Source organism: Pseudomonas sp. R1-6 (assembly GCF_051132115.1).
In the GTDB taxonomy this organism is placed as follows: Bacteria; Pseudomonadota; Gammaproteobacteria; order Pseudomonadales; family Pseudomonadaceae; genus Aquipseudomonas.
Window position 1 is genome coordinate 1,259,874 of record NZ_CP071662.1, and the last position, 24,862, is coordinate 1,284,735.

Annotated in this window: 24 protein-coding genes and 1 pseudogene; 11 read left to right on the plus strand and 14 right to left on the minus strand. The window is 61.9% G+C overall.

All coding sequences use genetic code 11. The features are described from left to right. Positions 1-21: 21 nt before the first annotated feature. The 4 genes from J3P81_RS05915 to J3P81_RS05930 all read right to left on the minus strand — a co-directional run bounded on the left by J3P81_RS05915 (position 22) and on the right by J3P81_RS05930 (position 6,451). Positions 22-804, minus strand: coding sequence for a transporter substrate-binding domain-containing protein (locus J3P81_RS05915; RefSeq protein WP_434562620.1), 783 nt, complete (start codon positions 802-804; stop codon positions 22-24). A gap of 259 nt (positions 805-1,063) precedes the next feature. Then, the gene (locus J3P81_RS05920; RefSeq protein WP_434562622.1) at positions 1,064-2,752 is read right to left on the minus strand and encodes an ATP-dependent DNA ligase; all 1,689 of its coding nucleotides are present in this window, start codon (positions 2,750-2,752) and stop codon (positions 1,064-1,066) included. Beyond that, complete coding sequence (locus J3P81_RS05925) at positions 2,749-3,780, minus strand: ligase-associated DNA damage response exonuclease (protein ID WP_434562624.1); 1,032 nt, start codon at positions 3,778-3,780, stop codon at positions 2,749-2,751. The genes J3P81_RS05920 and J3P81_RS05925 overlap by 4 nt, the downstream gene beginning before the upstream one ends. Before the next feature lie 220 nt (positions 3,781-4,000). Further along, on the minus strand, positions 4,001-6,451 hold the full coding sequence (locus J3P81_RS05930; protein WP_434562626.1) for a penicillin acylase family protein: 2,451 nt from the start codon (positions 6,449-6,451) through the stop codon (positions 4,001-4,003). Positions 6,452-6,722: 271 nt separating this feature from the next. Between J3P81_RS05930 and J3P81_RS05935 the strand changes: the two genes are divergently transcribed. After that, positions 6,723-7,280 (plus strand): cysteine hydrolase family protein, encoded by a 558-nt coding sequence (locus tag J3P81_RS05935; RefSeq protein WP_434562628.1) that lies wholly within the window; start codon positions 6,723-6,725, stop codon positions 7,278-7,280. 128 nt (positions 7,281-7,408) lie between these two features. Here J3P81_RS05935 and J3P81_RS05940 read toward each other — a convergent pair whose 3' ends face one another. The 4 genes from J3P81_RS05940 to J3P81_RS05955 all read right to left on the minus strand — a co-directional run bounded on the left by J3P81_RS05940 (position 7,409) and on the right by J3P81_RS05955 (position 9,156). Further along, on the minus strand, positions 7,409-7,609 hold the full coding sequence (locus J3P81_RS05940) for an SEC-C metal-binding domain-containing protein (protein ID WP_034146774.1): 201 nt from the start codon (positions 7,607-7,609) through the stop codon (positions 7,409-7,411). Between the two features lie 5 nt (positions 7,610-7,614). Next, positions 7,615-8,100: an LEA type 2 family protein gene (locus tag J3P81_RS05945; protein ID WP_420764313.1), complete on the minus strand. Its 486-nt coding sequence runs from the start codon at positions 8,098-8,100 to the stop codon at positions 7,615-7,617. A gap of 67 nt (positions 8,101-8,167) precedes the next feature. After that, positions 8,168-8,644, minus strand: a complete 477-nt coding sequence (locus J3P81_RS05950; protein ID WP_420764454.1) for a YchJ family protein — start codon at positions 8,642-8,644, stop codon at positions 8,168-8,170. Positions 8,645-8,658: 14 nt separating this feature from the next. After that, positions 8,659-9,156: a DUF6231 family protein gene (locus J3P81_RS05955; protein WP_420764314.1), complete on the minus strand. Its 498-nt coding sequence runs from the start codon at positions 9,154-9,156 to the stop codon at positions 8,659-8,661. A 193-nt stretch (positions 9,157-9,349) separates the two neighbouring features. Here J3P81_RS05955 and J3P81_RS05960 point away from each other — a divergent pair, with 193 nt between their 5' ends. The 4 genes from J3P81_RS05960 to J3P81_RS05975 all read left to right on the plus strand — a co-directional run bounded on the left by J3P81_RS05960 (position 9,350) and on the right by J3P81_RS05975 (position 12,007). After that, on the plus strand, positions 9,350-10,045 hold the full coding sequence (locus tag J3P81_RS05960) for an OmpA family protein (RefSeq protein WP_420764315.1): 696 nt from the start codon (positions 9,350-9,352) through the stop codon (positions 10,043-10,045). Positions 10,046-10,135: 90 nt separating this feature from the next. Next, positions 10,136-10,861, plus strand: a complete 726-nt coding sequence (locus J3P81_RS05965) for an OmpA family protein (RefSeq protein WP_420764316.1) — start codon at positions 10,136-10,138, stop codon at positions 10,859-10,861. A gap of 122 nt (positions 10,862-10,983) precedes the next feature. Beyond that, complete coding sequence (locus J3P81_RS05970; RefSeq protein ID WP_420764317.1) at positions 10,984-11,256, plus strand: DUF1145 domain-containing protein; 273 nt, start codon at positions 10,984-10,986, stop codon at positions 11,254-11,256. Then, complete coding sequence (locus J3P81_RS05975) at positions 11,249-12,007, plus strand: collagen-like protein (RefSeq protein ID WP_420764318.1); 759 nt, start codon at positions 11,249-11,251, stop codon at positions 12,005-12,007. The genes J3P81_RS05970 and J3P81_RS05975 overlap by 8 nt, the downstream gene beginning before the upstream one ends. A 51-nt stretch (positions 12,008-12,058) precedes the next feature. On the opposite strand, the gene J3P81_RS05980 is transcribed toward J3P81_RS05975, so the two are convergent. Then, positions 12,059-12,523 (minus strand): CopD family protein, encoded by a 465-nt coding sequence (locus J3P81_RS05980; protein WP_420764319.1) that lies wholly within the window; start codon positions 12,521-12,523, stop codon positions 12,059-12,061. A gap of 98 nt (positions 12,524-12,621) precedes the next feature. On the opposite strand from J3P81_RS05980, the gene dinG reads away from it, so the two are divergent. From dinG to pdxH, 4 genes are all read left to right on the plus strand, one after another. Beyond that, on the plus strand, positions 12,622-14,766 hold the full coding sequence (gene dinG / locus J3P81_RS05985; protein WP_420764320.1) for an ATP-dependent DNA helicase DinG: 2,145 nt from the start codon (positions 12,622-12,624) through the stop codon (positions 14,764-14,766). A 143-nt stretch (positions 14,767-14,909) separates the two neighbouring features. Beyond that, positions 14,910-16,055: a serine hydrolase domain-containing protein gene (locus tag J3P81_RS05990; RefSeq protein WP_434562630.1), complete on the plus strand. Its 1,146-nt coding sequence runs from the start codon at positions 14,910-14,912 to the stop codon at positions 16,053-16,055. 118 nt (positions 16,056-16,173) lie between these two features. After that, positions 16,174-17,292 (plus strand): OmpA family protein, encoded by a 1,119-nt coding sequence (locus J3P81_RS05995; RefSeq protein WP_434562632.1) that lies wholly within the window; start codon positions 16,174-16,176, stop codon positions 17,290-17,292. 24 nt (positions 17,293-17,316) lie between these two features. After that, positions 17,317-17,964, plus strand: a complete 648-nt coding sequence (gene pdxH, locus J3P81_RS06000; RefSeq protein ID WP_420764323.1) for a pyridoxamine 5'-phosphate oxidase — start codon at positions 17,317-17,319, stop codon at positions 17,962-17,964. Here pdxH and J3P81_RS06005 read toward each other — a convergent pair. Then, positions 17,912-18,193, minus strand: a complete 282-nt coding sequence (locus tag J3P81_RS06005; protein ID WP_420764324.1) for a hypothetical protein — start codon at positions 18,191-18,193, stop codon at positions 17,912-17,914. The two genes, pdxH and J3P81_RS06005, sit on opposite strands and share 53 nt — an antisense overlap. 172 nt (positions 18,194-18,365) lie before the next feature. Between J3P81_RS06005 and J3P81_RS06010 the strand changes: the two genes are divergently transcribed. Next, positions 18,366-18,830 carry a glycine zipper 2TM domain-containing protein gene (locus J3P81_RS06010; RefSeq protein WP_024776354.1) on the plus strand — a complete coding sequence of 155 codons (465 nt, stop codon included), beginning with the start codon at positions 18,366-18,368 and terminating at the stop codon, positions 18,828-18,830. 201 nt (positions 18,831-19,031) lie between these two features. Here J3P81_RS06010 and nhaA read toward each other — a convergent pair whose 3' ends face one another. Further along, positions 19,032-20,219: a Na+/H+ antiporter NhaA gene (gene nhaA / locus J3P81_RS06015; protein WP_434562634.1), complete on the minus strand. Its 1,188-nt coding sequence runs from the start codon at positions 20,217-20,219 to the stop codon at positions 19,032-19,034. Positions 20,220-20,482: 263 nt separating this feature from the next. On the opposite strand from nhaA, the pseudogene J3P81_RS06020 reads away from it, so the two are divergent. Further along, positions 20,483-21,575: pseudogene (locus J3P81_RS06020) on the plus strand (PLP-dependent cysteine synthase family protein). 126 nt (positions 21,576-21,701) lie between these two features. On the opposite strand, the gene J3P81_RS06025 reads toward J3P81_RS06020, so the two are convergent. The 3 genes from J3P81_RS06025 to J3P81_RS06035 form a co-directional block, all read right to left on the minus strand. Next, positions 21,702-23,315, minus strand: a complete 1,614-nt coding sequence (locus J3P81_RS06025; protein ID WP_434562636.1) for an NAD(P)/FAD-dependent oxidoreductase — start codon at positions 23,313-23,315, stop codon at positions 21,702-21,704. A 109-nt stretch (positions 23,316-23,424) separates the two neighbouring features. Next, on the minus strand, positions 23,425-24,099 hold the full coding sequence (locus J3P81_RS06030; RefSeq protein WP_434564084.1) for a COG3650 family protein: 675 nt from the start codon (positions 24,097-24,099) through the stop codon (positions 23,425-23,427). A gap of 59 nt (positions 24,100-24,158) precedes the next feature. Beyond that, on the minus strand, positions 24,159-24,758 hold the full coding sequence (locus J3P81_RS06035; RefSeq protein ID WP_434562638.1) for a short chain dehydrogenase: 600 nt from the start codon (positions 24,756-24,758) through the stop codon (positions 24,159-24,161). Positions 24,759-24,862: the final 104 nt, after the last annotated feature.

The window sequence follows — 24,862 nt, forward strand, 5'->3', positions numbered from 1 at the left end:
AAACCGGGTGGGCACTGCGCATTATTTGCCGCTGTACAGATTCAGATCGCCAAAGTGTTTTTTCTGGATTTCGGCGTACTTGCCGTCGTCGTGTAACGCTTTGATACCTTTATCCAAAAGCGCCTTCAGCTCTTTGTTACCTTTCTTGATACCGATAGCGGTCTTGGAGGGCAGCAGTTCGCTGTCCACTGGCTTGCTGACTTCATAGTCTGCGCCTTTTGGCGACTTCAGGAAGCCCAGCTCAGCCTGGAGCATGTCCTGGATCGCGGCATCGAGGCGGCCGGAGGTCAGGTCGGAATAGACCTGATCCTGGTTCTGGTAGGCCTGGGTCTTGACGCCAGCCTTGTCCAGCACGGTCTTGGCGTAGGTTTCCTGGATGGTGCCTTGCTCGTAGCCAACGGTCTTGCCTTTGAGCGAGGCAACGTCTTCGCTCAGGCCCGAACCTTTCTTGAATACATAAGCCGTTGGGCCGGAGAACAGCTCGTTGGAAAAGTCGATGACTTTTTCGCGGGCCGGGGTCACGGTCATGGATGAGATCACGCCGTCGAATTTATTGGCCTTGAGGCCTGGGATCATGCCGTCGAAATCGCTTTCGACCCATTTGCATTTGACCTTCAGTTCTGCGCAGATCGCATTGCCCAGGTCGATGTCAAAACCCACCAGGTTGCCGTCGGCGGCCTTGGATTCGAACGGGGCGTAGGACGGGTCGACACCAAAACGCAGTTCCTTGTATTCCTTGGCCGTGGCAGCGCCAGCAGCCACGCACAATGCCAGTGCAGAAAGGGTCAGCAGTGCTTTTTTCATTATTGAGTCCCTAAAACCAATTTGAGCGCTTGTGGCGCGTTGGATTGTTACCGGTGAAGGTCTGAACGGTATGACGGCATAAAGGTAGCAATTTCCGAACCATAGTGCCGAACAAGTGTTTTAAAAGCACTCGCGGCAGATGACGGAACGCGGTGGTGCGCGTGGATGAGCGTACATCAAAAAGCGCACCGGGATGGAGCGTGCGCTGTTTGGAAAAACGCTATGGCAAAAGACGAACGGTTTTTTGTGGCGAGGGGTGTTATTTCAGCAAGTCCTGAAGGGTTGCCAGTGTGTCGGCCTCATCGACGCTCTTATCCTGGCGCCAACGCAACATTCGCGGGAAGCGCACCGCGATCCCACTCTTGTGGCGCTTGGACAGGGCGATGCCTTCAAAGCCCAACTCGAACACCAAGGTGGGGGTGACGCTGCTCACCGGGCCGAACTTTTCCACGGTGGTCTTGCGCACGATGCTGTCGACCTGGCGCATTTGTGCATCGGTCAGGCCTGAATAAGCCTTGGCGAACGGCACCAGCGTGCGTTCGCGACTGCCCGGCGGGTTGTCCCACACCGCGAAGGTGTAGTCGCTGTACAGGCTGGCGCGTCGGCCATGGCCGCGTTGGGCGTAGATCAACACGGCATCGACGCTGAACGGGTCGATTTTCCATTTCCACCAAACGCCCATGTCTTTGGTCCGCCCGACGCCGTACAGCGCATTGCGGGCCTTGAGCATCATGCCTTCGACGCCGAGGCTGCGTGAGGCTTCGCGCTGGCGGGCGAGGTCGAGCCAGTCCCGGCCGGTCACGACGGGCGACGGCAACAGCACGGGGCTGTGGCAGCGGGCGACGAGGGTTTCCAACTGTTCGCGACGCTCGGCCTGGGGCCGGCTGCGCCAGTCCTCGCCTTGCCATTCCAGCAGGTCATAGGCCATCACCACCACGGGGGCGTCTTCGAGGATTTTCTTGCCCAGGGTCTTGCGACCAATGCGTTGTTGCAACAAGGCGAAGGGTTGCACCGCAGGTTGCAGTGGCGCCTGCGGGTCGAAAGCGTCGTCGGTGACTGACTGCGGCGCTTTCCAGACGACGATCTCGCCGTCGATTACCGTGCCGTCGGGCAACGCCTGGGCCAGTGGGTGCAGTTCCGGGAATCGTTCCGTGACCAGGTCCTCGCCTCGGGACCAGATCCACAAGTGGCCGTCGCGCTTGATCACCTGGGCGCGGATCCCGTCCCATTTCCACTCAACCTGCCAGTCACTGGCTGGCCCCAGCAGGGTGTCGAATTGCTCCGCCGGTTGCGACAGGGCGTGTGCCAGGAAGAACGGATATGGCTGGCCGCCGCGCTGGGCATGTTCATCGTCGGACTCGGCGGCGATCAGCTTGAGGTAGCTGGCCGCCGTGGGACGATGGGACAGATCGGTGTAGCCCACCAGTCGTTGGGCCACCCGTTTGCTGTCCAGCCCGGCCATTGTCGCCAGGGCACGGGTCACCAATAGCTTGGACACACCGACGCGGAAACTGCCGGTGATCAGCTTGATGCAGAGCATCAGGCTCGACCGGTCGAGCTGCGCCCACAGCGCCGGAAGCCGTTGAGCCAGGACCTCGGGCGACTCACCGCGCAGCGGCAACAGTTTCTCTTCGATCCAAAGCGCCAGGCCCTCGTCGCTGTTGTGGGTCGATTCGGGAAGGACCAGAGAAATGGTTTCGGCCAGGTCGCCCACGGCCTGATAACTTTCCTCGAACAGCCAGAGCGACAACCCGGACACCCGGACCGCCAGCTCCCGCAGGATTTTCACCGGCACCAGTTGCCGTGGACGGCCACCGGAGAGGAAGTACACAGCCCAGGCGGCATCTTCCGGCGGTGCCTTGCCGAAATAATCCTGCATGGCGGCCAGCTTGGCGTTGCTGGAGGTGGTGGCGTCCAGTTCGGCATACAGCTCGGCGAAGGCTTTCATGGTGCCTCCTCGCCGCTGACGGGTGCCTGGGCGAGGTCTTCTTCATCGTCGCCGTACTCGGTGGTGAAACCCTGGGCGTCGAGACCTTGTTCGCAAAGGTGGCGCACCAGCACGGCGACCGAACCATGGGTGACCATGACCCGCTCGGCGCCGGTCTGCTCGACGGCCCAGAGCAGGCCAGGCCAGTCGGCGTGGTCGGACAATACGAATCCGCGGTCCACGCCGCGGCGCCGACGGGTGCCGCGCAGGCGCATCCAGCCACTGGCGAAGGCGTCGCTGTAGTCGCCGAAACGACGCATCCAGCTGCTACCGCCGGCGGAAGGTGGAGCAATGATCAGCGCCTGGCTCATGATCGGGTCGTTCTTTTTGAAATCGCCCGCATAAAGTGTCGGCGGCAGGTGAATACCTGCTTCTCGGTACACCCGGTTCAACGGTTCCACCGCGCCGTGGGCGAGGATCGGCCCGAGGCTGTCATCGATGCCGTGGAGAATCCGCTGGGCCTTGCCGAAGGAATAGCAGAACAACACGCTGGCCCGGCCGGCGGCAATGTTCCCGCGCCACCACTGGTTGATCTCATCAAAGACTTGCGCCTGGGGTTGCCAGCGATAGATCGGCAGGCCGAAGGTGGATTCGGTGATGAACGTGTGACATTTCACCGGCTCGAACGGTGCGCAGGTGCCGTCGGGCTCGACTTTGTAATCGCCGGAGGCGACCCACACTTCGCCTTCGTATTCCAACCTGACCTGGGCCGAGCCCAGCACATGCCCGGCGGGATGAAAGCTCAGCGTCACGCCGTGATGCCGCAGGCGTTCGCCATAGGGCAGGGTTTGCAGATTGATGTCCTGGCCCAGCCGGGAACGGAGAATGCCTTCGCCGGGGGCCGCTGCGAGGTAGTGCTGGTTGCCGCCGCGGGCATGATCGCCGTGGGCGTGGGTAATCACTGAGCGTTCTACCGGGCGCCAGGGGTCGATGTAGAAATCTCCGGGCGGACAGTACAGGCCTTCGGGGCGGGCAATGACAAGATCCATGCGGTCACCGGGGCGATGGGCTTGTCAGGTAGAGGCGGGGGCGGGGGGAGAAGTTCGATCGGTTTTCAGAGGACGGACTGACGCCATCGCGAGCAAGCTCGCTCCCACAGTGGCTTGGTGTGATGCGGAAATACGGAACTCAACACCGCCTCATTGTGGGAGCGAGCTTGCTCGCGATGGCAATTTTCAACTCACCGCAAATCTCAAAGGCCGTTCCAGGTTATTTTCCAGGCACCAACGTCAACCGCGCCTTGCCATACCCGCGATCAAAGTTCTGTGGTTGCATCGGCAGGCTTTGATACTGCGCCTTGATCCACGGATCGATGCCGTTCACATAGTTCGGGCTGGCCGGGTTGCCCGATTGACCGGCGCCGCCCTGGATCGTCAACGGCTCGGGCTGGCTGAAATCGACGATCAAGCGCAGGGCCGGCGCCAGGGCGGTGTTGAAATCCTGGCCCCAGGCGAATGCGGCGGCATTGAGCGTGGTGCCATCACCGCCAGCCGCCAACGGCCCACGTACGACCTGGCCGCTGGTGTTTTTCCACTCGTAGCGGTGCAGTTTGCCCCACTGCCAAGTGGTGTGATCGCTGCCCAGTTGGATCTCGCCGACAGTGATGGCCGCTGCCAGGCTGCGAGCCAGGATCACGGCCTTGTCTTCTTTCTGCGGGGTGCGCACGTCGTCCCAGAACGGGCTGTCCTCGCGGCCGAGCAGGTGATCGGCCTGGGCCGAGTAGGACCGTTGGCCGTTCGCGACCAGTGCTTTCCAAGCCGGGCTGCTTTCTGGGCCCAGTTCATCGAGGAACGTCTGCTTCATGCTTTCCTGCAGGAACAGCTCGTAGATCGCCGCGTCGGTGGACACCGGGCTGAGCCTGCCGTCGAACGCCATCAGGCGGGTGTAGGCCTCGCGAGCCTTGGCCCGGTCCGCCACCGGCAGGGCTTCGATCGCCTGTTTCAGCGGCTGGGCCATGCCTGGGGCTTCGAAGACTTTCTTGAGTTTGGCCGCGAACGTCGTGGTCTGGTCATATTGCATGGCGCTCAGGCTGCGGGCGTCGTGCTTGCCGGCGCCGGCCAGTTCGGCCAGGCGCTCGCCACGCTCCGGCGCCGCCCAGGAGTTGGACAATTGCATGCCGTAGCCATGGGGAATGACTCGCTGGTTGGTAGTGCCGAGCCAACCCTGGACCGGGTCCTGGTCGTAGGGGTGCAGCATCGGGTCGGCATAACCGTCCCAGTCATAGCGACCCTCCCAGCCGGGCGATGGCAGCAATCCTTCGCCTTCACGGCGGTTGGGGTAGCGGCCGGTCACTTGCCAGCCGATGTTGCGCGCGTCGGCAAACACCATGTTCACCGCCAGGGCGCGAATCTCCCGGCTGGCATCCGAGGCTTTCTCGATATTTCGCGAGCGTGACAGATCGAAGAACGCATCCAGGGTCTTGTCGTCGGTGAAACTCGGCAATTGCAAGGCCAGCCCCAGACCGTTGGCCATGGCCGGGCCTTGAGCGCTGTTGAGCAGGGGGCCGTGGCGGGTCTCGTACACGGCTTCACGAATAGACCGTTGACCCTTGATGAAATAGGTTTCGTTGCGCACGGTCGCCGGCTGCCATTTGCCGTTCACTTCGTAGGACAGCCCGTTGCCCTGGCGTCGGATCTTTTCCAGGAACAGGTCTTGGTTGTCACCAAGGACGCTGGTCATGCTCCACGCCACGTGGCCGTTGAAGCCGGCCAGGATCATCGGAATACCCGCCACGGAAAGCCCGGCCGCCTGGTACTTGGGCGCGCGGATCTGCACCGGGCTCCAGAGCGACGGCACGCCCAGCGGGCCATGGCTGTCGCTGGCCAACAGGCTTTTACCGTTGCGGCTGCGTTGCGGGGCGATGGCCCAGTTGCTCGAAAACGCTGCGCCCAACAGATTCAGGTCGGACAACTGGGCGCCAGCCTTGCTGATTTGGTCCAGGCCGGGCACCTGGCCATTGAGGCGGACGCCCTGAAGTTTATCGGCTTCCGCCAGGGGCAGCGGTTCATCGGGGTAGGACGGGCTCAGCCAGGCCAGTTTGTCGTTTGTGACGGTCTGGGCCAGCACCAGGGTGGCCAGCTCTTCCGGCAAGTTGGCCGACTGGCTGAAATTCAGCAGGCAGAACAGCAGCGCCGAGTCTTCCGGCTTCCAGTATTCGGGCTTGTAGCCGGTGGCAGCCAAGTCCGCCGGCAACTTGTCGCGATAGCGGAACAGGTAGGCATTGACGCCCCGGGCATAGACTTCAAAGAATCGCTTGAGGCGCGGCGATGACGCTTTATAAAGCTCGTCGGCGTTTTTCTTCAGGTTCACCGCCCGCATGTAGCGGTCGATATCGAGCCGTTCGGCCCCGGACATTTCCGCCAGCCGACCTTGGGCAAGCAGGCGCAGGGTCGCCATCTGCGTGATCCGATCACTGGCGTGGACATAGCCGAGGGCGAACAGGGCGTCGTGGAAACTGTTGCTTTCGATCAACGGCATGCCCATGGCGTTGCGCCGGACCGAGACATTCTGCGCCAGCCCCTTGAGCGGTTGCACGCCGGTGGTAGGCGGGACAGTGTCCTGGGTATTCCAGGCCTGGCAACCGCTCAAACCGAGCACACTGGCCACTGCTGCGGCTACGCCGAGCTTGGGAATGAGGGAAATAAAGGCTGGCGAGGCCATGGCAAAGCTCCTGCGGGAGGGGGTGGCACCAATAAAGGCGCTACGTTAGTGAGCAGGAAGGGGCCGCGCAAGCGGGCGGTGGGGTTATTTGTTGATTTGGCGATGAAAGCCTGCGGCGAAGCCCGCGGCGAAGCCTGCGGCAAAGCCCGCAATCCGCTGAACACGTGGCGATGAAGCGGCCCCTCGCCACGGGCCGATCGACGACTTGCTCGTAGGGAACGGTGATGTTCAAGTGGTGCAAAATCCAACGATCGATCATGGGAAATCCGACATGGATCTACAGAAAAACGCGGCGCTGATTCTTATTGATCAACAAAAAGGCATCCTCCATCCCAAGCTCGGCCCCCGCAACAACCCCGAGGCGGAGCTGCGCATGCTTGAGCTGCTTGCCCGCTGGCGGAATTCGGCGCGGCCTGTCATCCATGTCCACCATCTGTCCCGCTCTGAAGACTCGGTGTTCTGGCCCGGGCAATCAGGCGTGCAAGTCCAGGAACGGTTCGAGCCGATGGCCGGGGAGCGGTTGGTTCAAAAGCAGGTGCCGGATGCGTTCTGCGGCACCTCCCTGGAGGCGGATCTGCGCGGCGCGGGAATCGGGCAACTGGTGATCGTCGGCGTCGCGACGAACAATTCGGTGGAGTCCACCGCGCGGACGGCCGGCAACCTGGGATTCGATACATGGGTGGCCGAAGACGCCTGTTTCACCTTCGACAAGGCCGATTACTTCGGCAATGCCCGTTCGGCTGCCGAGGTGCATGGGATGTCCCTGGCTAACCTGCACGGGGAATATGCGACGGTGGTCAGTGTGATGCAGATTCTGCAGGCGGGGTGATGGATGGGGTACAGGGCGGCCGCATCGCGAGCAGGCTCGCTCCCACAACATTCTTAGGCGGACTTTGAATCCTGTGGGAGCTAGCTTGCTCGCGATGACGGTCTAACAGGCAAAAAACCTTTTAGCCATCAAGCCCCGTGGCACTTCTTGAATTTCTTGCCATTGCCGCAAGGGCATGGATCGTTGCGGCCCACATCCTTCAAGGCATTGCGCACGGGCTCTTGGTGGGCGTGGCCGCAGTTCGGGCCATGGACGTGGCCGTGATCATGGTCGTGGTGGTCATGATCGTGGTTGCAATCAGGGCCATGGACATGGGGTTGCTGTGTCATCGGGGTTACTCCGCAATTAAATCGGCGGCGATTATCACGCCATTGCGCTCCAGGTGCACGTAGTGGGCGATGAATAAACCGGTTTCCAGCTCACCTTCCAGGCGATAGGGGATCTGCTCACGAGGTTTCTCCAACAGCTTTACCAGCTCCCGCACCTGGGGCCACAGGTTGGTGCGAACCGGCAGCTTGAAATACCCGCTGCGTCCGGGGCGAACCGTGAACCAGTGCTCATGCTCGCCTTCGGTCAGCAAGAGGTCGCCCAAATGAACCCGGTAGGTCAGGCCGCGCACGGTGAGGTCGCTATCACCGGGGTTGTCGACGCGAAAGTGCAGCATGAACCTTTGTTCCACCAGGCGCGCCCGCACCACCTCGACCTTGACCAGGTGGACTCGCGGCTCGGGTGCCTCTTCAGCTTGCCAGGACGCGCAACCGCCGAGCCCTACGATCAGTAGCAGGCAGGTGACGCATAGCCATTGGAGTTTGAAGGTCATGTCCGTGCCTCTGGTTTGTCCCCAGTTTAGCCCTCGGGTGGTGGACGAGCGTCAGACGTTTGCAAAATCAGCGATTGAAATACCCGGCGCAGCATTTTTTGAATTTATGCCCGCTGCCACAAGGGCAACTGTCGTTGCGGCCGATCTTCACCGGCACGGTGGGGTCGATGAAGTACCAACGCCCGCCGTTCTGCACGAACGATGACTGTTCGCGATGGCTGTGCTCACCTTGGCCGTCGTGCCAGCGCGCGGTGAACGTAACGAAAGCGTGTTCCGGTTGGCCGCCGAACACTTCGCTGCTTTCCACTTCCAGCCCCAGCCAGGTGCTCCTGGCGCTCCATTCGCTGATGGACTGGCGATCGAGGCCATCCTGCTGGGCCGGCAGAGTGGTGCTGACGAGGTAGTCCACAAGGCCCAGTACATAAGCGCTGTAGCGCGAGCGCATCAAGGCTTCGGCACAGGGCGCGGGATGGCCGTCATGGTAACGGCCGCAGCAGGCATCCAATGGGTTGCCACTGCCACAAGGGCAAATGGTCGTGTGCAGGCTTGTGTCCACAGCTACCACCAATATTTTCCAAAGTTTTCGGGGTTAGCCCAAAACCGTGAGTTGAGCCAGTCGGGGACCTGCTTGTATTCAAGCAGATCGTAGGTAAACAGGGTCAGCACCTGGTCCTCGCGCTGGAACCGCTCGCTGGCTTGCAAGGCCAGGGAAAAGAAGTCCGTTTCCTGCCAGCCGCAGGCGTTGAGGTCGGCCAGCACCGCAATCCGGCTGGCGTTGAGATTGCGGATGCCGCCCAACAGGTTCAGACCGTCGCGCTTGGGCAAATGCTCCAGGCAATCGAGCGCAAGGGCCAGGTCGAAACGCCGCGCCGCCACGTCCGCCGGCAGCGCGCCGGGGCCCGCGTGGACCACTTCGGTGGCGGGATGGGCCTGCTGGAACGCCTCCAGCGCAGGAAAGCTGCTGGCGCCGATCAGCAGCAGCCTTTGCGGGGCGTAACGGTCAAGCACGGCGGCCAGGGCTTGCTGGGGCGTACGCGAAGAAATGGCAACGGTCATCGAAGTTCCTCAATCAGAACCGCCAAGATAGCCTGCCCGGACATCATGGCCTAGAGCGGTTTGTCCACGAACGTACGGAACCTGCGCGAACACGTGGCGAAAACCTGTAATCGTTGGGGCTGGCGCAGATCCGAAGTCCGGTCTTTACTCCCCTGAATCGGCGGCGAAGCCGATCCTTCAAGGAGAAAACCCGATGAGCATAGTTCGGACAGCGTTACCCCTGGTTCTGCTAACGAGTGTGTTGACTGGTTGCGCAGGTTTGCAGAAAACCGACTGGCCGATCTGTGCGGCCACCGGTGGTGTCGTGGGCGCGGGATTGGGCGCCATCGAGAGCAGTTCCTGGATTGGGCCGGGCGCGTTGGTGGCCGGCACCGTGGCGGCAGGTTGGTGCTGGGCCCATGGCGATGGCGACGAAGACGGCGATGGCGTCCCGGACAGCCGCGATAAGTGCCCGGGCACACCGAAAGGCGTGCAGGTCGACGCCGACGGCTGCCCACCTCCCGCCCCGGCGCCAATGGCCGAAGAGCCGGTAGTGGTCAAGGAAGAAACGATCGTGGTGCGCGATGTGCATTTCGAATTCAACAAGGCCACGCTGACACCAACCGACAAGGAAGTACTGAGCACCATCGCGACCCGGTTGAAACAGGAAACCTCCACCGCGCAACTGCGGGTGACGGGCCACACCGACAGTGTCGGCAGTGATGCCTACAACCAGAGACTGTCGGAAAAACGCGCCAATTCCGTGGTGCAGTACCTGGTGGAAAGCGGCGTGCCTCGCGCCAGTTTCGTCTCGGTGGAAGGCGCCGGGGAAGGCCAGCCGGTGGCGGACAACAAAACTGCTGATGGCCGGGCGATGAACCGTCGTACCGAAATCAAGATAAACCGTTGAAACCCTTGTCATCCGCGGCTTGTACAGTCGCGGATGCGGGTCTTTACTCCTGTGTGACCGGTATGGGCCGGTGACACAGGAGCATTCATCATGAAGGTTCTCATCAGGGTTGCCATGCCGGTGCTGCTCGCGAGCAGTCTGTTATCCGGTTGCGCCACTCACAGCGACGGCAGCGCATCACTCAATCAACGCACCTGGCCAATCTGCAGCCTGATCGGCGGGCTCGTCGGCGGCGGTCTGGGTGCCATCGAAAGCACTGGCTGGGCGGCCGGTGGCGCCGCGTTGGGGCTGCTCGGCGGTGGCTTGATCTGTTATGCCCAGGATGGCGACGAAGATGACGATGGCGTGTTCGATCGTCGCGACCGTTGCCCCGACACGCCGGCCGGTACGGCCGTTGAACACCACGGTTGCCCGCTGCCGCAGTATCCGGCCAGCGCACCACCGGACGAGCCGCAAACGCCGACCAGTGAAGTCATCACCCTCAATGACACCGGCAAGGTGCTGTTCGAATTCGATAAATCCGATCTCACCCCGGCGGCTCGAAGCCAGCTCGACGAGCTGATGGGCAAGCTGAGCCACGCCAACGTCGCGAGCATTCGCGTGGTCGGCCATACCGACAGTGTCGGTACCGACGCTTATAACGAAGGCCTTTCCGAGCGCCGGGCCGGCAGCGTCGTGGAGTATTTGCTGACCCAGGGCGTGGCGCCGGCAAAAGTCACCAGCGAAGGCAAGGGCGAAAGCGAACCGGTGGCCGACAACGAGACCGACGAAGGCCGCGCCCAGAACCGTCGGGTTGAGTTGCGCATCCAGCGTTGATAACCGTTGCGACAAAGGGCCAGAGCCGTCGGATCGCAAAATTAAATTTGCCCGGCCCTCTGGCTTATCCTTTGCGCGAGCCGTTACTGTTCACGCAAAGAATAATTTCGAACGGGGGGCGTATGAAGGTGTTTTGGGGGCTGGGGCGCTTGTTGACCCTGCTGTTCTGGCTGGTGGTGCTGGTCAACCTGCTCTTGCCGTTTGTCCACCCGCTGCATGTCTTGGTCAATCTCGCCGGGGCGCTGTTGCTGGCGGTCCATTTGCTTGAGCTGTTGTTGTTCAGGGCACAGTTTCGCGGGCGTCCCGCTCCGGGCCGTGATCGCCTCCGAGTGCTGCTGTTCGGCATCTTCCACTTGCAAACCCTTCCGACCGCGCCAGAGGCTTCCCATGCGTAAATTGTGTCTACTCGCGGCATTCGTGTGCCCGTTGGCCTGTGCCCAAGTGGTCCAGGTCGAAAGCAATTCCTTGATGCGCCTGCCGAACACCACCAGCGTGCTGGCCCTGGAGCGCTTGGATGTGGCCGATTACGGCACGCTGTTGGTGCCTTCGAACGTCACGCAGCTGTCCATCGCAGAGCTGCACCTGGGGCGCGAGGCACGCATTGCGATCGTGCCGGCGCAACAGGCATTGGAGATGAAGGTGGCCCAGGCCGAACTGGACGAGGGCAGCCAGATCACGGCTCGCGGCGCGCCGGGAACCTACACGAAGGCGGCGCGGCCGGGGCGCAATCTCAACCTGCGCTTCAATGCGTTGAACGCACCGCTACTGTCAGTGGATGCCCGTGGCGGCAGCGGTGCGCCAGGTTATGTGGGGCTCGACGGCGCCAACGGACAAGCTCCGGGGTGTACCTGGGGTTCGGCCGGTCGCGGCGCCGACGGCAGCAATGGCGGCGACGGCCAGCCGGGCGCGGCCGGTGCGCTGGTGCGGCTCGAGTTGCCTCGCGCTTACCCCGATGAACAGATAAAGGTCACGGTGGACGGCGGCGCCGGCGGCAAACCTGGGCACGGTGGCAAACCCGGAGCAGGCGGCAAGGCCAAGGGATGCCTGGTCTATACCGCCGACGGTGGCAAGAGCGGCCGGCCAGGCGCCGATGGCCAGCCAGGGCCTGCCGGAACGGCGGGCGCGGTGACGGTGCAGCGGTTCTGAATAACATTCATGACCCAGAGGGAGCGAGTTCCCACTGGGTTTGATGCGATATCAAAACATCGGCCGCGCCGCGCCTATCGCCACCACCAGCAACCCGATCAACAGATTGATGCCCACCAAGCGGCGTATCTTGCCCAGCATCGCTGCGCCAGTCGGCCAGTCCTGGGCCGTCACGGCGGTGCGCAATGCAGGCAGTTGCAGGCCCTGAATGCGGATGAACAGTGCCGTCATCACGATATACAGCCCCATCATCACCTGCACATAACGTGGCGCGGTTTCGAAGCCGGTGAAGCGCAGGTGGATCAGGCCCACGCCGCTGATCGGCAAAAGCACCACCGCCACCCAGACCCAGACAAAAAAACGCTGAAACACTTCTACCCATAGTTTTAGCCGGGCGGGGCCTTCAAGCGCCGTCATTGCGGCGGGACGCAGGATCATCCAGGCGAAAAACATGCCGCCGACCCAGATCAGGGCCGCCAGTAAATGCAGGGTGTAGACGAGGGCAAAGGGTGTCATTGGGTCACTCCGTTCTGCGCGAGATTCATTAGCGGGGTATGATAGCCGCCGATCCGAACCACTGAAAATTTATCCAGCGTTTTTTGCGCCCGACATTCATGATCAGCACCGAACTCAAAACCACGATCCAGGGCGCCTACTCGCGTTTTCTCGAAGCCAAGAGCCTCAAGCCGCGATATGGCCAGCGCCTGATGATTGCCGAAGTGGCAAAAGTCCTGGGCGACATCGACACCGATGACGAAGGTCGGCGCAGTGGCGAGCCGGCCGTCGTGGCGGTCGAGGCCGGCACCGGTACCGGCAAGACCGTGGCCTACAGCCTGGCGGCGATTCCGAGCGCCAAGGCTGCCGGCAAGCGGCTGGTGATCGCCACAGCCACCGTCGCCCTGCAGGAGCAGATCGTCTACAAGGACCTGCCCGACCTGATGCGCAACAGCGGGCTGAATTTTACCTTCGCTCTGGCCAAGGGCCGCGGGCGCTATATGTGCCTGTCCAAGCTCGACATGTTGCTGCAGGAAGGCCACGCCCAGACCGCCACCGCGCAGTTGTTCGAAGAGGAAGGCTTCAAGATCGAAGTCGACGAGGCGAGCCAGAAGCTGTTTACCAGCATGATTGAAAAACTGGCCGGCAATAAGTGGGACGGTGACCGCGACAGCTGGTCAACGGCCCTGGAAGACGCCGACTGGTCGCGCCTGACCACGGATCACAGCCAGTGCACCAATCGTCACTGCCCCAACTTCGGCCAGTGTGCTTTCTACAAGGCGCGCGAAGGCATGGGCAAGGTCGACGTGATCGTCACCAACCACGACATGGTCCTGGCCGACCTGGCCCTGGGCGGTGGTGCGGTGTTGCCGGACCCGCGCGACACCATCTACGTGTTCGACGAAGGCCATCATCTGCCGGACAAGGCCATCGGCCATTTCGCCCATTACACGCGGCTGCGCTCCACCGCCGACTGGCTGGAAACCACGGCGAAGAACCTGACCAAGCTGTTGGCTCAGCACCCACTGCCGGGTGACCTGGGCAAATTCATCGAACAGGTGCCCGAGCTCGCGCGTGAGATCAAGACGAACCAGCAGTTCATGTTCACCGCATGCGAACAGGTGGCTGATTTCAAGCCAGGCGAAGATGTAGAGGGCCGCGAGCGGCCTCGCCATCGGTTTGTCGGCGGGATCATCCCCGAGCATATGCGCGAGATGGGCATCGAGCTCAAGAAGGGCTTCGCGCGCCTGACGGATTTGTTCACGCGCCTGACCGACTTGCTCAAGGAAGGCATGGATGGCGAGGTGAACATCGGGATCGCCAGCAACCAGGCCGAGGAATGGTATCCGCTGTTCGGCAGCCTGCTGTCCCGCTCGCAAGGCAATTGGGAGCTGTGGACGGCTTTCACCACCGAAGACCCGGAAGACAACCCTCCGATGGCGCGCTGGTTGACCCTGGCCGAGAGCGGTTCGCTGTTCGACATCGAGGTCAATGCCAGCCCGATCCTGGCGGCGGACATGCTGCGGCGCAACCTGTGGAACGTTGCCTACGGCGCGCTGGTGACGTCCGCCACGCTGACCGCCCTGGGTACGTTCGACCGTTTCCGTATGCGCGCCGGCTTGCCGAAAATCGCCGTGACGGCCGTGGTCCCGAGCCCATTCCACCATGCCGACGCCGGCGTGTTGCGAGTCCCCGACCTCAAGGCCGACCCACGGGACGCCGCGGCCCACACCGCGGCGATCATCCGTGACTTGCCGGACCTGGTGGAAGGTTCCCGTGGCACCCTCGTGCTTTTTTCCTCGCGCAAGCAGATGCAGGACGTGTTCGACGGTCTCGACCGTGACTGGCGCAAGCAAGTGTTCATCCAGGGCAATCTGTCGAAGCAGGAGACCCTGAACAAACACAAGGCGCGGGTCGATGGCGGCGACTCCAGCGTACTGTTCGGCCTGGCAAGTTTTGCCGAAGGCGTCGACTTGCCCGGCGCCTATTGCGAGCACGTGGTGATCGCAAAGATACCGTTCTCGGTCCCGGACGACCCGGTTGAAGCCGCGCTGGCCGAATGGATCGAAGCCCGGGGTGGCAATCCGTTCATGGAAATCTCCGTGCCGGACGCCTCGCTGAAACTGGTCCAGGCCTGCGGCCGCTTGCTGCGCACCGAGGAAGACCGCGGCACCATCACTTTGCTCGACCGCAGGCTGGTGACCCAACGTTATGGCAAGGCCATCCTCAACGCGCTGCCACCGTTTCGGCGGGAGATTTCCTGACGGTCTTGTGTGGCGAGGGGGCTTGCTCCCTCGCCACACAAGACTGCGCCTAACCAGCCGTCTCGCGAAGGTTCACAAAAACATCAATGACTGAAACAATGCCAGCCAGCTGAAAAAAAGCGTGTGTTTCAAAGGAGTTGCGGGTGCAAATTCAAGGCCATTACGAACTTCAGTTCGAAGCAGTGCGTGAAGCGTTCGCGGCACTGTTCGACGATCCGCAGGAGCGCGGCGCGGCGTTGTGCATCCAGGTCGGGGGCAGCACGGTCATCGACCTCTGGGCCGGCACAGCCGACAAGGATGGCCATGAGGCTTGGCACTGCGACACCATCGCCAATCTGTTTTCTTGCACCAAGACGTTCACCGCCGTTACCGCCTTGCAATTGGTCGCCGAAGGCAAGTTGCAACTGGACGCGCCGGTCGCTCGCTATTGGCCTGAGTTTGCGGCGGCGGGCAAGCAATCCGTCACCCTGCGCCAGTTGCTCTGCCATCAGGCCGGACTTCCCGCATTGAGGGAGTTGATGGCCCCCGCGGCACTTTACGATTGGCAGACCATGGTCGATGCACTGGCTGCCGAGACGCCTTGGTGGACCCCCGGCGAGGGCCACGGCTATGCCGCGATCACGTACGGCTGGTTGGTGGGCGAATTGTTGCGCAGGGTCGATGGCCGTGGGCCAGGCGAGTCCATCGTGGCCCGGGTTGCCAAACCCCTGGGACTGGATTTCCACGTTGGCCTGGCCGACGAAGAGTTTCATCGCGTGGCGCATATTGCCCGCGGCAAAGGCAACGTTGGCGACGCAGCGGCCCAGCGTCTGTTGCAGGTCACGATGCGCGAACCGACGGCCATGACCACCCGGGCCTTCACCAACCCTCCATCGATCATGACCAGCACCAACAAGCCGGAATGGCGGCGGATGCAGCAACCGGCTGCCAACGGTCACGGCAACGCCCGCAGTCTCGCCGGGTTCTACGCCGGCCTGCTGGACGGAAGCTTGCTGGAAGGTGAAATGCTCGACGAACTGACTCGCCAGCACAGTTTCGGCGAGGACAAGACATTGTTGACCCAGACCCGTTTCGGCCTGGGTTGCATGCTGGATCAACCGGATGTGCCCAATGCGACCTACGGCCTGGGGCCGCGGGCGTTTGGTCATCCCGGAGCAGGGGGCTCCATCGGTTTCGCCGATCCTGAGTATGACGTTGCGTTCGGGTTCGTGACCAATACCCTCGGGCCCTATGTCTTGATGGACCCACGCGCCCAGAACCTTGCACGGGTGCTTGCCACTTGTCTATAAAACGCCATTGGCGGTAGTGGGTAAAGGAACAAGGTGTTGTTTTCGCTTTCCAAGCGACTGTTTATGCGGCCGGAACATGGCCTTCGTTTTTTACTTCAGATCATTTTGTGGATATCCAATGTCATCGAACAAAACCCTCGCTCTGGCGCTGTGCTTCGCTATCACCGGTTGCGCACAAAACCCACAAAATGATGCTGAGGGCGGCGGTGGCTGGTGGCCGTTCGGGTCCTCCGACAAGGTCGCGGCCAAGGAGCCGGTCCCGCCGGCTCCCTTGAAGCCCGCCGCCGTGGCGCCGCAAGCCAAGGCAGAGGGGGCCACGCATTGGTGGTGGCCGTTCTCCTCCGACGATGGCGCCGATGTCGCCAAGAAAGAAGAAGCGAAACCTGTCGCCAAGCCTGAAACCAAGGCGCCGGCTACCGTCGCCAAGGCCCAAGCCGAGAGCAGTGGCAAGTGGTGGTGGCCGTTCGGTGGCAAAGAGCAGGAGACCGCGAAGGCAGTGCCGATGCCCGACCCGAAAGTCACCCAGGCCTGGCTCGACGACTATGAGCCAAAGCTGCGTACCGCCATCAAGGACAGCAAGCTTGAGCTGGAGCGCCGCGATAATGTGCTGGTGGTCACCGCTCCCGTGGACGGCTCGTTCAACCCGGACCGTCCGGCCATGCTACTGCCGGTGACACTCGGCCCGTTCACTCGCGTCGCCAAGATTCTAGAGGCCGATCCGAAAACCGCGGTGCTGATCCTCGGTCACGCCGATACGTCGGGCGCGGCGCCGGCGAATCTGAAGCTTAGCCAGGAGCGCGCCCAATCCGTCGCGGCGATCTTCCGGCTCAGTGGCTTGCAGCGTGATCGCCTGATGCTGCGCGGGATGGGCTCGGTGGCGCCACGTGCGGCCAACGATAGCGTCGAGGGTCGGGCTTTGAACCGTCGTGTCGAATTGCTGGTCACGCCCGCCAATACCATGGTCGCGTTGTTGAGCAAGTACAACATGCCGACCCCTGCGCCGGTGACCATGGTGGCTGCCCAGGACGTCAAGCCCGCGGCACCTGCCCCGGCCCCGGCGGCGAAAAAATCCTCCGCGCCGGCAACCAAGAAAGCCGCAGCCAAGAAGGCTCCTGCAAAGGCCCCGGCCAAAAAAGCCCCGGCCAAGAAGGCGACTCCGGCGAAAAAACCTGAACCGGCCAAGGCCGCGGCTGACGGGAAAAAAGTTGCTGCCGCCGACTCCTCCAAAAAACAGTGATTGGCTGATCACAAGGAACGCGCCATGACCCAAGCGCTGGCTGATATGCGCCGTGACTACACCCGCGATGGCCTGACCGAGGCGCAAGCCCCGGCCGAGCCGTTCGCGTTGTTCCACCAGTGGTTCGCCGACGCGGTGAAAACCGAACAGGCTCCGGTGGAAGCCAATGCCATGACCCTGGCAACAGTGGACGCTGACGGCCGGCCGCATTGCCGGATCCTGCTACTGAAGGGCCTGGATGCCCAGGGCTTTACTTTCTTCACCAACTACGACAGCGCCAAAGGCCAGCAACTGGCTGCGAATCCGTACGCGGCCATGACGTTTTTCTGGCCGACACTGGAGCGTCAGGTGCGTATCGAAGGCAAGGTAGTGAAAGTCACTGCGCAGGAGTCGGACGCTTATTACCAGGTCCGACCGCTGGGCAGCCGCCTTGGTGCCTGGGCCTCTCCCCAGAGCCGGGTGATTGCCGGGCGCGGCGAGCTGGAAGACTTGCTCAAGGCCACTGAGCAGCGTTTCAGCGACAGCCAACCCCATTGTCCCGAGCACTGGGGCGGCTACCGCTTGCTGCCCGAGCGCATCGAGTTCTGGCAGGGGCGCCCCAGTCGCCTGCATGATCGTCTCAACTACCGCCTGCAAGGGGCGGATTGGACTCGCGAGCGCCTGGCGCCTTGATGGGGTAACCTGCCGCTGCCGCCTGGAGCCATTGCGGCAGGTCCCGTCGCTTGACGCCTTGTTCGCGGGCGCGAGCCAGTTGTTGCAGCATGTAGTGTTTTTTCGGTTCATCCTGCCCCGCCAATGACAGCGCCAGGTCTCGGTCCATCCAGCGTTTGATGCGTACGTACAGCCACCAGTGGAAGTACAGGCCGGCTAGGGTGGTAGCGACTATGATGAAGTAATCCATGGAGAGTCCTTGGAGCGGTAACGCTGCTGACTGGATGTGGCGCTGATGTTTGATGAATTTTCTCGGGTGCGCCTGTATCCCACCTGAATGAAAACAATTTTATCCCGGCGAGGCCGTGACAGGTGTCAAGCCGGGGAGTTTAATGGATCCCTGTCTTTTGGAGTTTGATGCTATGCGTAAGTCTGTTTTGCTGGTTGCTTCCTTTTCCACGATGGCGATGTTGCTCACTGGCTGTCAGTCGAGCCTGACCGGTGACTCCTACTCCCGTGACGAAGCGCGTCGCGTTCAGACGATTCGCATGGGCACTATTGAATCCCTGCGTCCGGTCAAGATCGAAGGCACCAAGACGCCTATCGGCGGTGCGGCGGGTGCTGTAGTAGGCGGCGTGGGTGGCAGCGCGATCGGTGGTGGCCGTGGCAGCATCGTTGCCGCCGTAATCGGCGCGGTGGCTGGCGGCTTGATCGGTTCGGCCACTGAAGAAGGCCTGACCCGTACCCAGGGTGTTGAAATCACGGTTCGTGAAGACGACGGCAGCATGCGTGCCTATGTTCAACAGGTTCAGGAGAATGAAGTGTTCCGCGTGGGCGAGCGGGTGCGGATTTCTACTGTCGGTGGAACCAGTCGCGTTTCCCACTAAGTGGCTTTGATCGCGAACGCCGCTGATAAAGTTGAATGAACTGGCCTCTTCGCGAGCAAGCTCGCTCCCACAGCGGATCGGGGTATACACCGAATGGTGTGTCCGCCGAAAAAACCGTGGGGGCGAGCTTGCTCGCGATAGGCGCTGGTTCAGCTATGAAAACGCTGGATGAGTGCCCCGCTGTACGGCCCGCTCAACACGTCATGAATGCTGCGAAACGGGCTTGCGACTAGCCATCGCCGTAACCCCATACCCAATTACCGCCGCCAGGATCGACCCGGTAAGAATCCCCATCCGGTCCATTCCTGCATACTCACTTGCACCCGGTGCGAACGCCAGGGAACCCACGAACAGGCTCATCGTGAAACCGATCCCGCAGAGAATCGCTACCCCCAGTATCTGCCCCCAGTTCGCCCCGGCGGGAAGGCTGGCAATGCCGATCTTCACCGCGAGCCAGGTCAGGCCGAACACACCGACTGCCTTGCCCAGCAACAGCCCGACCGCGATGCCCATCGGCACGTGGTGAGTAAAACTTTCGACGGTGACGCCGCTCAACGACAGGCCCGCGTTGGCGAAGGCGAACAGCGGCAGGATGCCATACGCCACCCAGGGATGCAGCGCATGTTCGAGGGTCAGTAATGGCGACGTTTCAGCGTTTTTCGTGCGCAGTGGAATGCAGAAGGCCAGGGTGACACCCGCCAGGGTGGCATGGACACCGCTCTTGAGCACGCAAACCCACAGAATCAGCCCGACCACCATGTAGGGGCCGAGTTTGACCACGCCCATGCGGTTCATTGCCACCAATGCCGCGATGCACGCCGCAGCCAGCCCCAATGACAGGGTCGACAGGTCGCCAGAGTAGAAGATCGCAATGATGATAATGGCGCCCAGGTCATCAATGATCGCCAGCGTCATCAGGAACAGCTTGAGCGACACCGGCACTCGCTTGCCCAGCAAGGCCAGCACGCCCAGGGCGAAGGCAATATCGGTGGCCGTCGGGATCGCCCAGCCGGCCAGTGCGGCTGGGTTGTCGCGGTTGAGGAACCAGTAGATGAGCGCCGGCACCAGCATGCCGCCGACGGCCGCAGCGCCCGGCAGGACAATCTGCGATGGTTTGGACAATTGCCCGTCGAGGACCTCCCGCTTGACCTCAAGGCCGATGAGCAGGAAGAACATAGCCATCAGGCCGTCGTTGATCCACAGCAGCAAGGGCTTGGCGATCTGCAAGGCGCCGACCTGAGCCACCACCGGAGTCTCCAGCAAGCCGTTATAAAGCCAGTCCAGCGGCGAATTGTTGATCACCAGGGCCAGCACAGCGGCCGCGATCAACAGAAGACCGCTTGCCGCTTCCAGTTGGAAAAAACGTGTCATAGAGCTACGTAGAGCCAAGACTGCTCTCCATTCATCGGATCCAAAGATAGGGACACCCTAACCCGTACCCTTAGTTGTTAAAACAAAAGTTATATTCTTTTTTGTTATATGCTGTTACAGCGCCTGTATTGCCGCCGGGCAGTTGACGGGCATATTGGACCTTAGCTGTACCTGTGCGCGATGTCGGTTTTTTCCTAAGCTTGCGTCTCGTATTTCCGAACCAGATCGTGCCCCGTGGCTATCGGTCTGCCTGCGTCGTACCGATCCAGCGAGAAAACACCATGAACGACCACCGCCAGTGGGCGCGTGAAGCCATCCGTATCATCGAGGCGGACTTCCAGCGCAGCGCCGATACGCACTTGATCCCACTGCCGTTGCCGGGGTTGCCGGGCATTGAGCTGTACTTCAAGGATGAGTCCAGCCATCCCACTGGAAGCCTCAAGCATCGATTGGCTCGTTCGCTTTTCCTCTATGCGTTGTGCAACGGCTGGCTCAAGCCGGGGGCCGGTGATCGAAGCCTCCAGCGGATCGACGGCAATTTCCGAGGCCTACTTCGCCCGGTTGCTGGGCCTGCCATTCATTGCGGTGATGCCGGCGACGACCTCTCGGGAAAAAATCGCACAGATCGCCTTTTATGGCGGCCAGAGCCATTTGGTGGATGATCCTACGCAGATCTACGCCGAGTCCGAACGCCTGGCGCGGGAGCATGACGGCCATTTCATCGACCAATTCACCTACGCCGAGCGCGCTACGGACTGGCGCGCCAACAACAACATCGCCGAGTCGATCTTCCAGCAGATGCGTTTTGAGCAGCATCCGGAACCGACCTGGCTGATTTCCAGCCCCGGAACCGGTGGCACGACCGCCACCCTGGGACGTTATGTGCGTTACCGCCAGCACTGTACCCGTGTGCTGTGTGCCGACGCCGAGCGCTCGGTATTCTTCGATTACTACCGCAGCGGCGACGCCAGCCTGCGCCTGGATTGCGGCTCGCGGATCGAAGGCATCGGCCGACCACGGGTCGAAGCGTCGTTCCTGCCCACGGTCATCGATGCGATGGTCAAGGTCCCGGACGCCTTGTCTCTCGCGGCCATGCATTACCTGGCCCAGCGGTTGGGGCGACGGGTAGGTGGGTCCAGCGGTACCAACCTGATCGGCGCGCTGATCGCCGCGAAGGGGATGGTGGATGCTGGTGAGTCAGGGTCGATCGTGGCCATTCTTTGCGACGGCGGGGAGCGTTATGCCACGACTTATTATGATCCGGCGTGGCTCAAGCAGCAGGGGTATGAGTTGAGTGGGTTGATCGATGCGGTGGCTGCGTGTGCGGAACGCGGAGAAGCGCTGCCGGAGAGTGTGTTGCGGGCTAACATCTGAGTTCTTGAACACGCTGAGATCCCTTGTGGGAGCGAGCCTGTTCGCGATAGCGGATCAGCATTCAACACAAATGCTGGCTGATCCACCGCCATCGCGAGCAAGTTCGCTCACACACCGGGATGAATGTCAGGCCTCGAGGCCGAGCATATCCCGCGCCACCGCCTCGGCAATCCGGATTCCATCCACGCCCGCCGACAGGATGCCGCCTGCGTAACCGGCGCCTTCCCCTGCGGGGAACAAGCCCTTCACATTCAGGCTTTGCAGCGTTTCGTTTCGCGTGATGCGCAGCGGTGACGAGGTGCGCGTCTCGATGCCGGTGAGCACTGCATCGTGCAGCGAATAGCCACGGATCTGTTTCTCGAACGCCGGTAACGCTTCACGAATGGCTTCGATGGCGAAATCCGGCAGGGCCAGGGCCAGGTCGCCCAAGGCAACCCCCGGTTTGTAGGACGGTTCAACGCTACCCAGCGCCGTCGAAGGCTTGCCGGCGATGAAATCGCCCACCAGTTGCGCGGGGGCCTCATAGTTGCTGCCGCCAAGTACGAAGGCGTGGGACTCCAGACGCTCCTGCAACTCGATTCCCGCCAGCGGGCCCCCCGGGTAATCCACTTCCGGGGTAATGCCGACAACGATGCCGGAGTTGGCGTTGCGCTCGTTACGTGAATACTGGCTCATGCCGTTGGTCACGACCCGGTTCGGCTCGGAAGTCGCCGCCACCACTGTACCGCCCGGGCACATGCAGAAGCTGTACACCGAACGGCCGTTCTTGGCGTGGTGCACCAGTTTGTAGTCGGCCGCGCCGAGCTTCGGATGGCCGGCGTACTTGCCCAGGCGTGCACTGTCGATCAGTGATTGCGGGTGTTCGATGCGGAAACCCACCGAGAACGGCTTCGCTTCCATGTACACGCCACGGCTGTGGAGCATGCGGAACGTGTCCCGGGCGCTGTGGCCCAGGGCAAGGATCACGTGTTTGGAATGGATCTGTTCACCGCTGGCCAACTCGACACCGACCAATTGGCCGTCTTCGATCAGCACATCGGTGACTCGCTGCCCGAAGCGCACTTCGCCGCCCAGCGCGCGAATCTGCTCACGCATGTTTTCCACGACGCCTGTCAGGCGGAACGTACCGATGTGTGGCTTGCTGACGTAGAGGATTTCTTCGGGCGCCCCGGCCTTGACGAACTCGTGCAGGACCTTGCGCCCAAGGAATTTAGGGTCCTTGATCTGGCTGTAGAGCTTGCCGTCGGAGAATGTCCCCGCACCGCCCTCGCCGAATTGCACGTTGGATTCAGGGTTGAGCACGCTTTTGCGCCACAGGCCCCAAGTGTCCTTGGTGCGCTGGCGCACCTCCGGGCCGCGCTCGAGGATGATCGGCTTGAAGCCCATCTGCGCGAGCAACATGGCGGCGAAAATGCCGCACGGGCCGAAGCCGACCACGATCGGCCGTTCGCCCAGGTCGGCCGGCGCCTGGCCAACCACTTTGTAGCTGACGTCCGGCGCTTCGTTGACGTTACGGTCATCAGCGAACTTGCGCAGCACGCTGGCTTCATCGCGCACCGTCAGGTCGATGGTGTAAATGAAGCACAGCTCGGAAGATTTCTTGCGTGCGTCATAGCTGCGTTTGAACAAGGTGAAGTCGAGCAGGTCATCGCTGGCGATGCCCAGGCGTTGCACGATGGCGGGACGCAGGTCTTCTTCGGGATGGTCGATCGGCAGCTTGAGTTCGGTGATTCGTAACATGACAGGATCCGGTTCGCGGGGCGCACAACTGCGCCAGGGCGTGCTTCAAACCGGCGATTATAAGCTGCATTCCCTGCTACCCGTGAGGTTAAAACAGACTGGCGACAAGTCAGTCGTCCCGTGCGCCACCGAAATAGGCACATCCGCGCTGGACCTGGCCGTTGACCCGCAATTCGGCGCTCATGTGTTGCACGCTGCCGCTGGCGCTGTCGACACAGCGAGCCGGGGTGACCCATAGCTCGACTTTCTGGCCATTGGCTTCGGTACCGAGGTTGAACCTGCCATCGCCCAATTGCTCCTCGACATAGGGCACCGCCAGTGGCGGCTGACCTACCCGATCCAGCACCAGGCCCTTGCCGCTGGCCGTGAGGGTCCATTCAGGGCTGTGGCCCGTTGCACGCAGAATCACGCGCTTGAAGTCTGCGTCGCCGCACGCGGTCCCCGAAGGTTCCAGGCGATAGAGCTGGCCAACGTCCAGCTGGCTGTCGGCGCCGGCCGATGCGCTGGAAACGATGCGGCCGCGCAGGTCGGCGAACAACTTGCCGCTATCATCCGCCAGGGTGGCGGCTTGTTGCAGGACGCTGGTGCCGCCGGCGTCATTGACCATGTAGCGGCGCTGTTCCTGGCACGGCTGGAACATCAACTTGCCGTCCGCGGCTGTCAGTTCGCCTTGCATACGTGTTTGCCCCGCATGGGGCGCGCTCTGGCGCGGGGCTTCGAGCAGCTGGCAGCCGGCGAAAAGCGGGAGGAGGGCGACAAACAGCAGGGAACGAGCGGCACGCATCATTGGGTCTCCAGACAAGTGCCGCCACGTTACTCAGACTGTCCCTCTATCACAAGGGGTCAGCCCACGTGAAAGGTCTGGCCGGTTTGCAGGCCTTCGACACTCTTCGCGTAGGCCAACGCCACTTCCGCCGCAGGAACGGGCTTATAGCCACGGAAGTACGGCGCATAGTTGTCCATGGCTTCCAGAAGCACGTTCGGGCTTACCGAATTGACCCGTAGCCCGCGCGGCAATTCGATTGCCGCCGCGCGCACGAAACTGTCGAGGGCGCCGTTCACCAGTGCCGCCGAAGCGCCGCTCTTGATGGGGTCGTGGCTGAGTACGCCAGTGGTGAAGGTAAAGGATGCACCGTCGTTGGCGAACTCGCGGCCGATCAGCAGCAGATTGACCTGGCCCATCAGTTTGTCCTTCAGGCCTAGGGCAAAGCTGTCTTCGGTCATGTCGCCCAGAGGTGCGAAGGTGACATTGCCCGCGGCACAGACCAGCGCGTCGAAGCGGCCGGTCTTTTCAAACAAGGCGCGGATCGAGGCGCTGTCGCTGATATCGACTTGTACGTCACCGCTATGGCGGCCGATGCGTACGATTTCGTGGCGGGGCGATAATTCATTATCGATGGCCGAACCGATGGTGCCGTTGGCGCCGATCAACAGGATTTTCATGGGCTGTTCCTCATTGGTTTGAACGAGGTTGCAGTCTAGGCTGGATTTTCTTCGGGATAATCGTGCTAATAGGAAACCTTTGGTTTTCAATTGGAAACAATCCA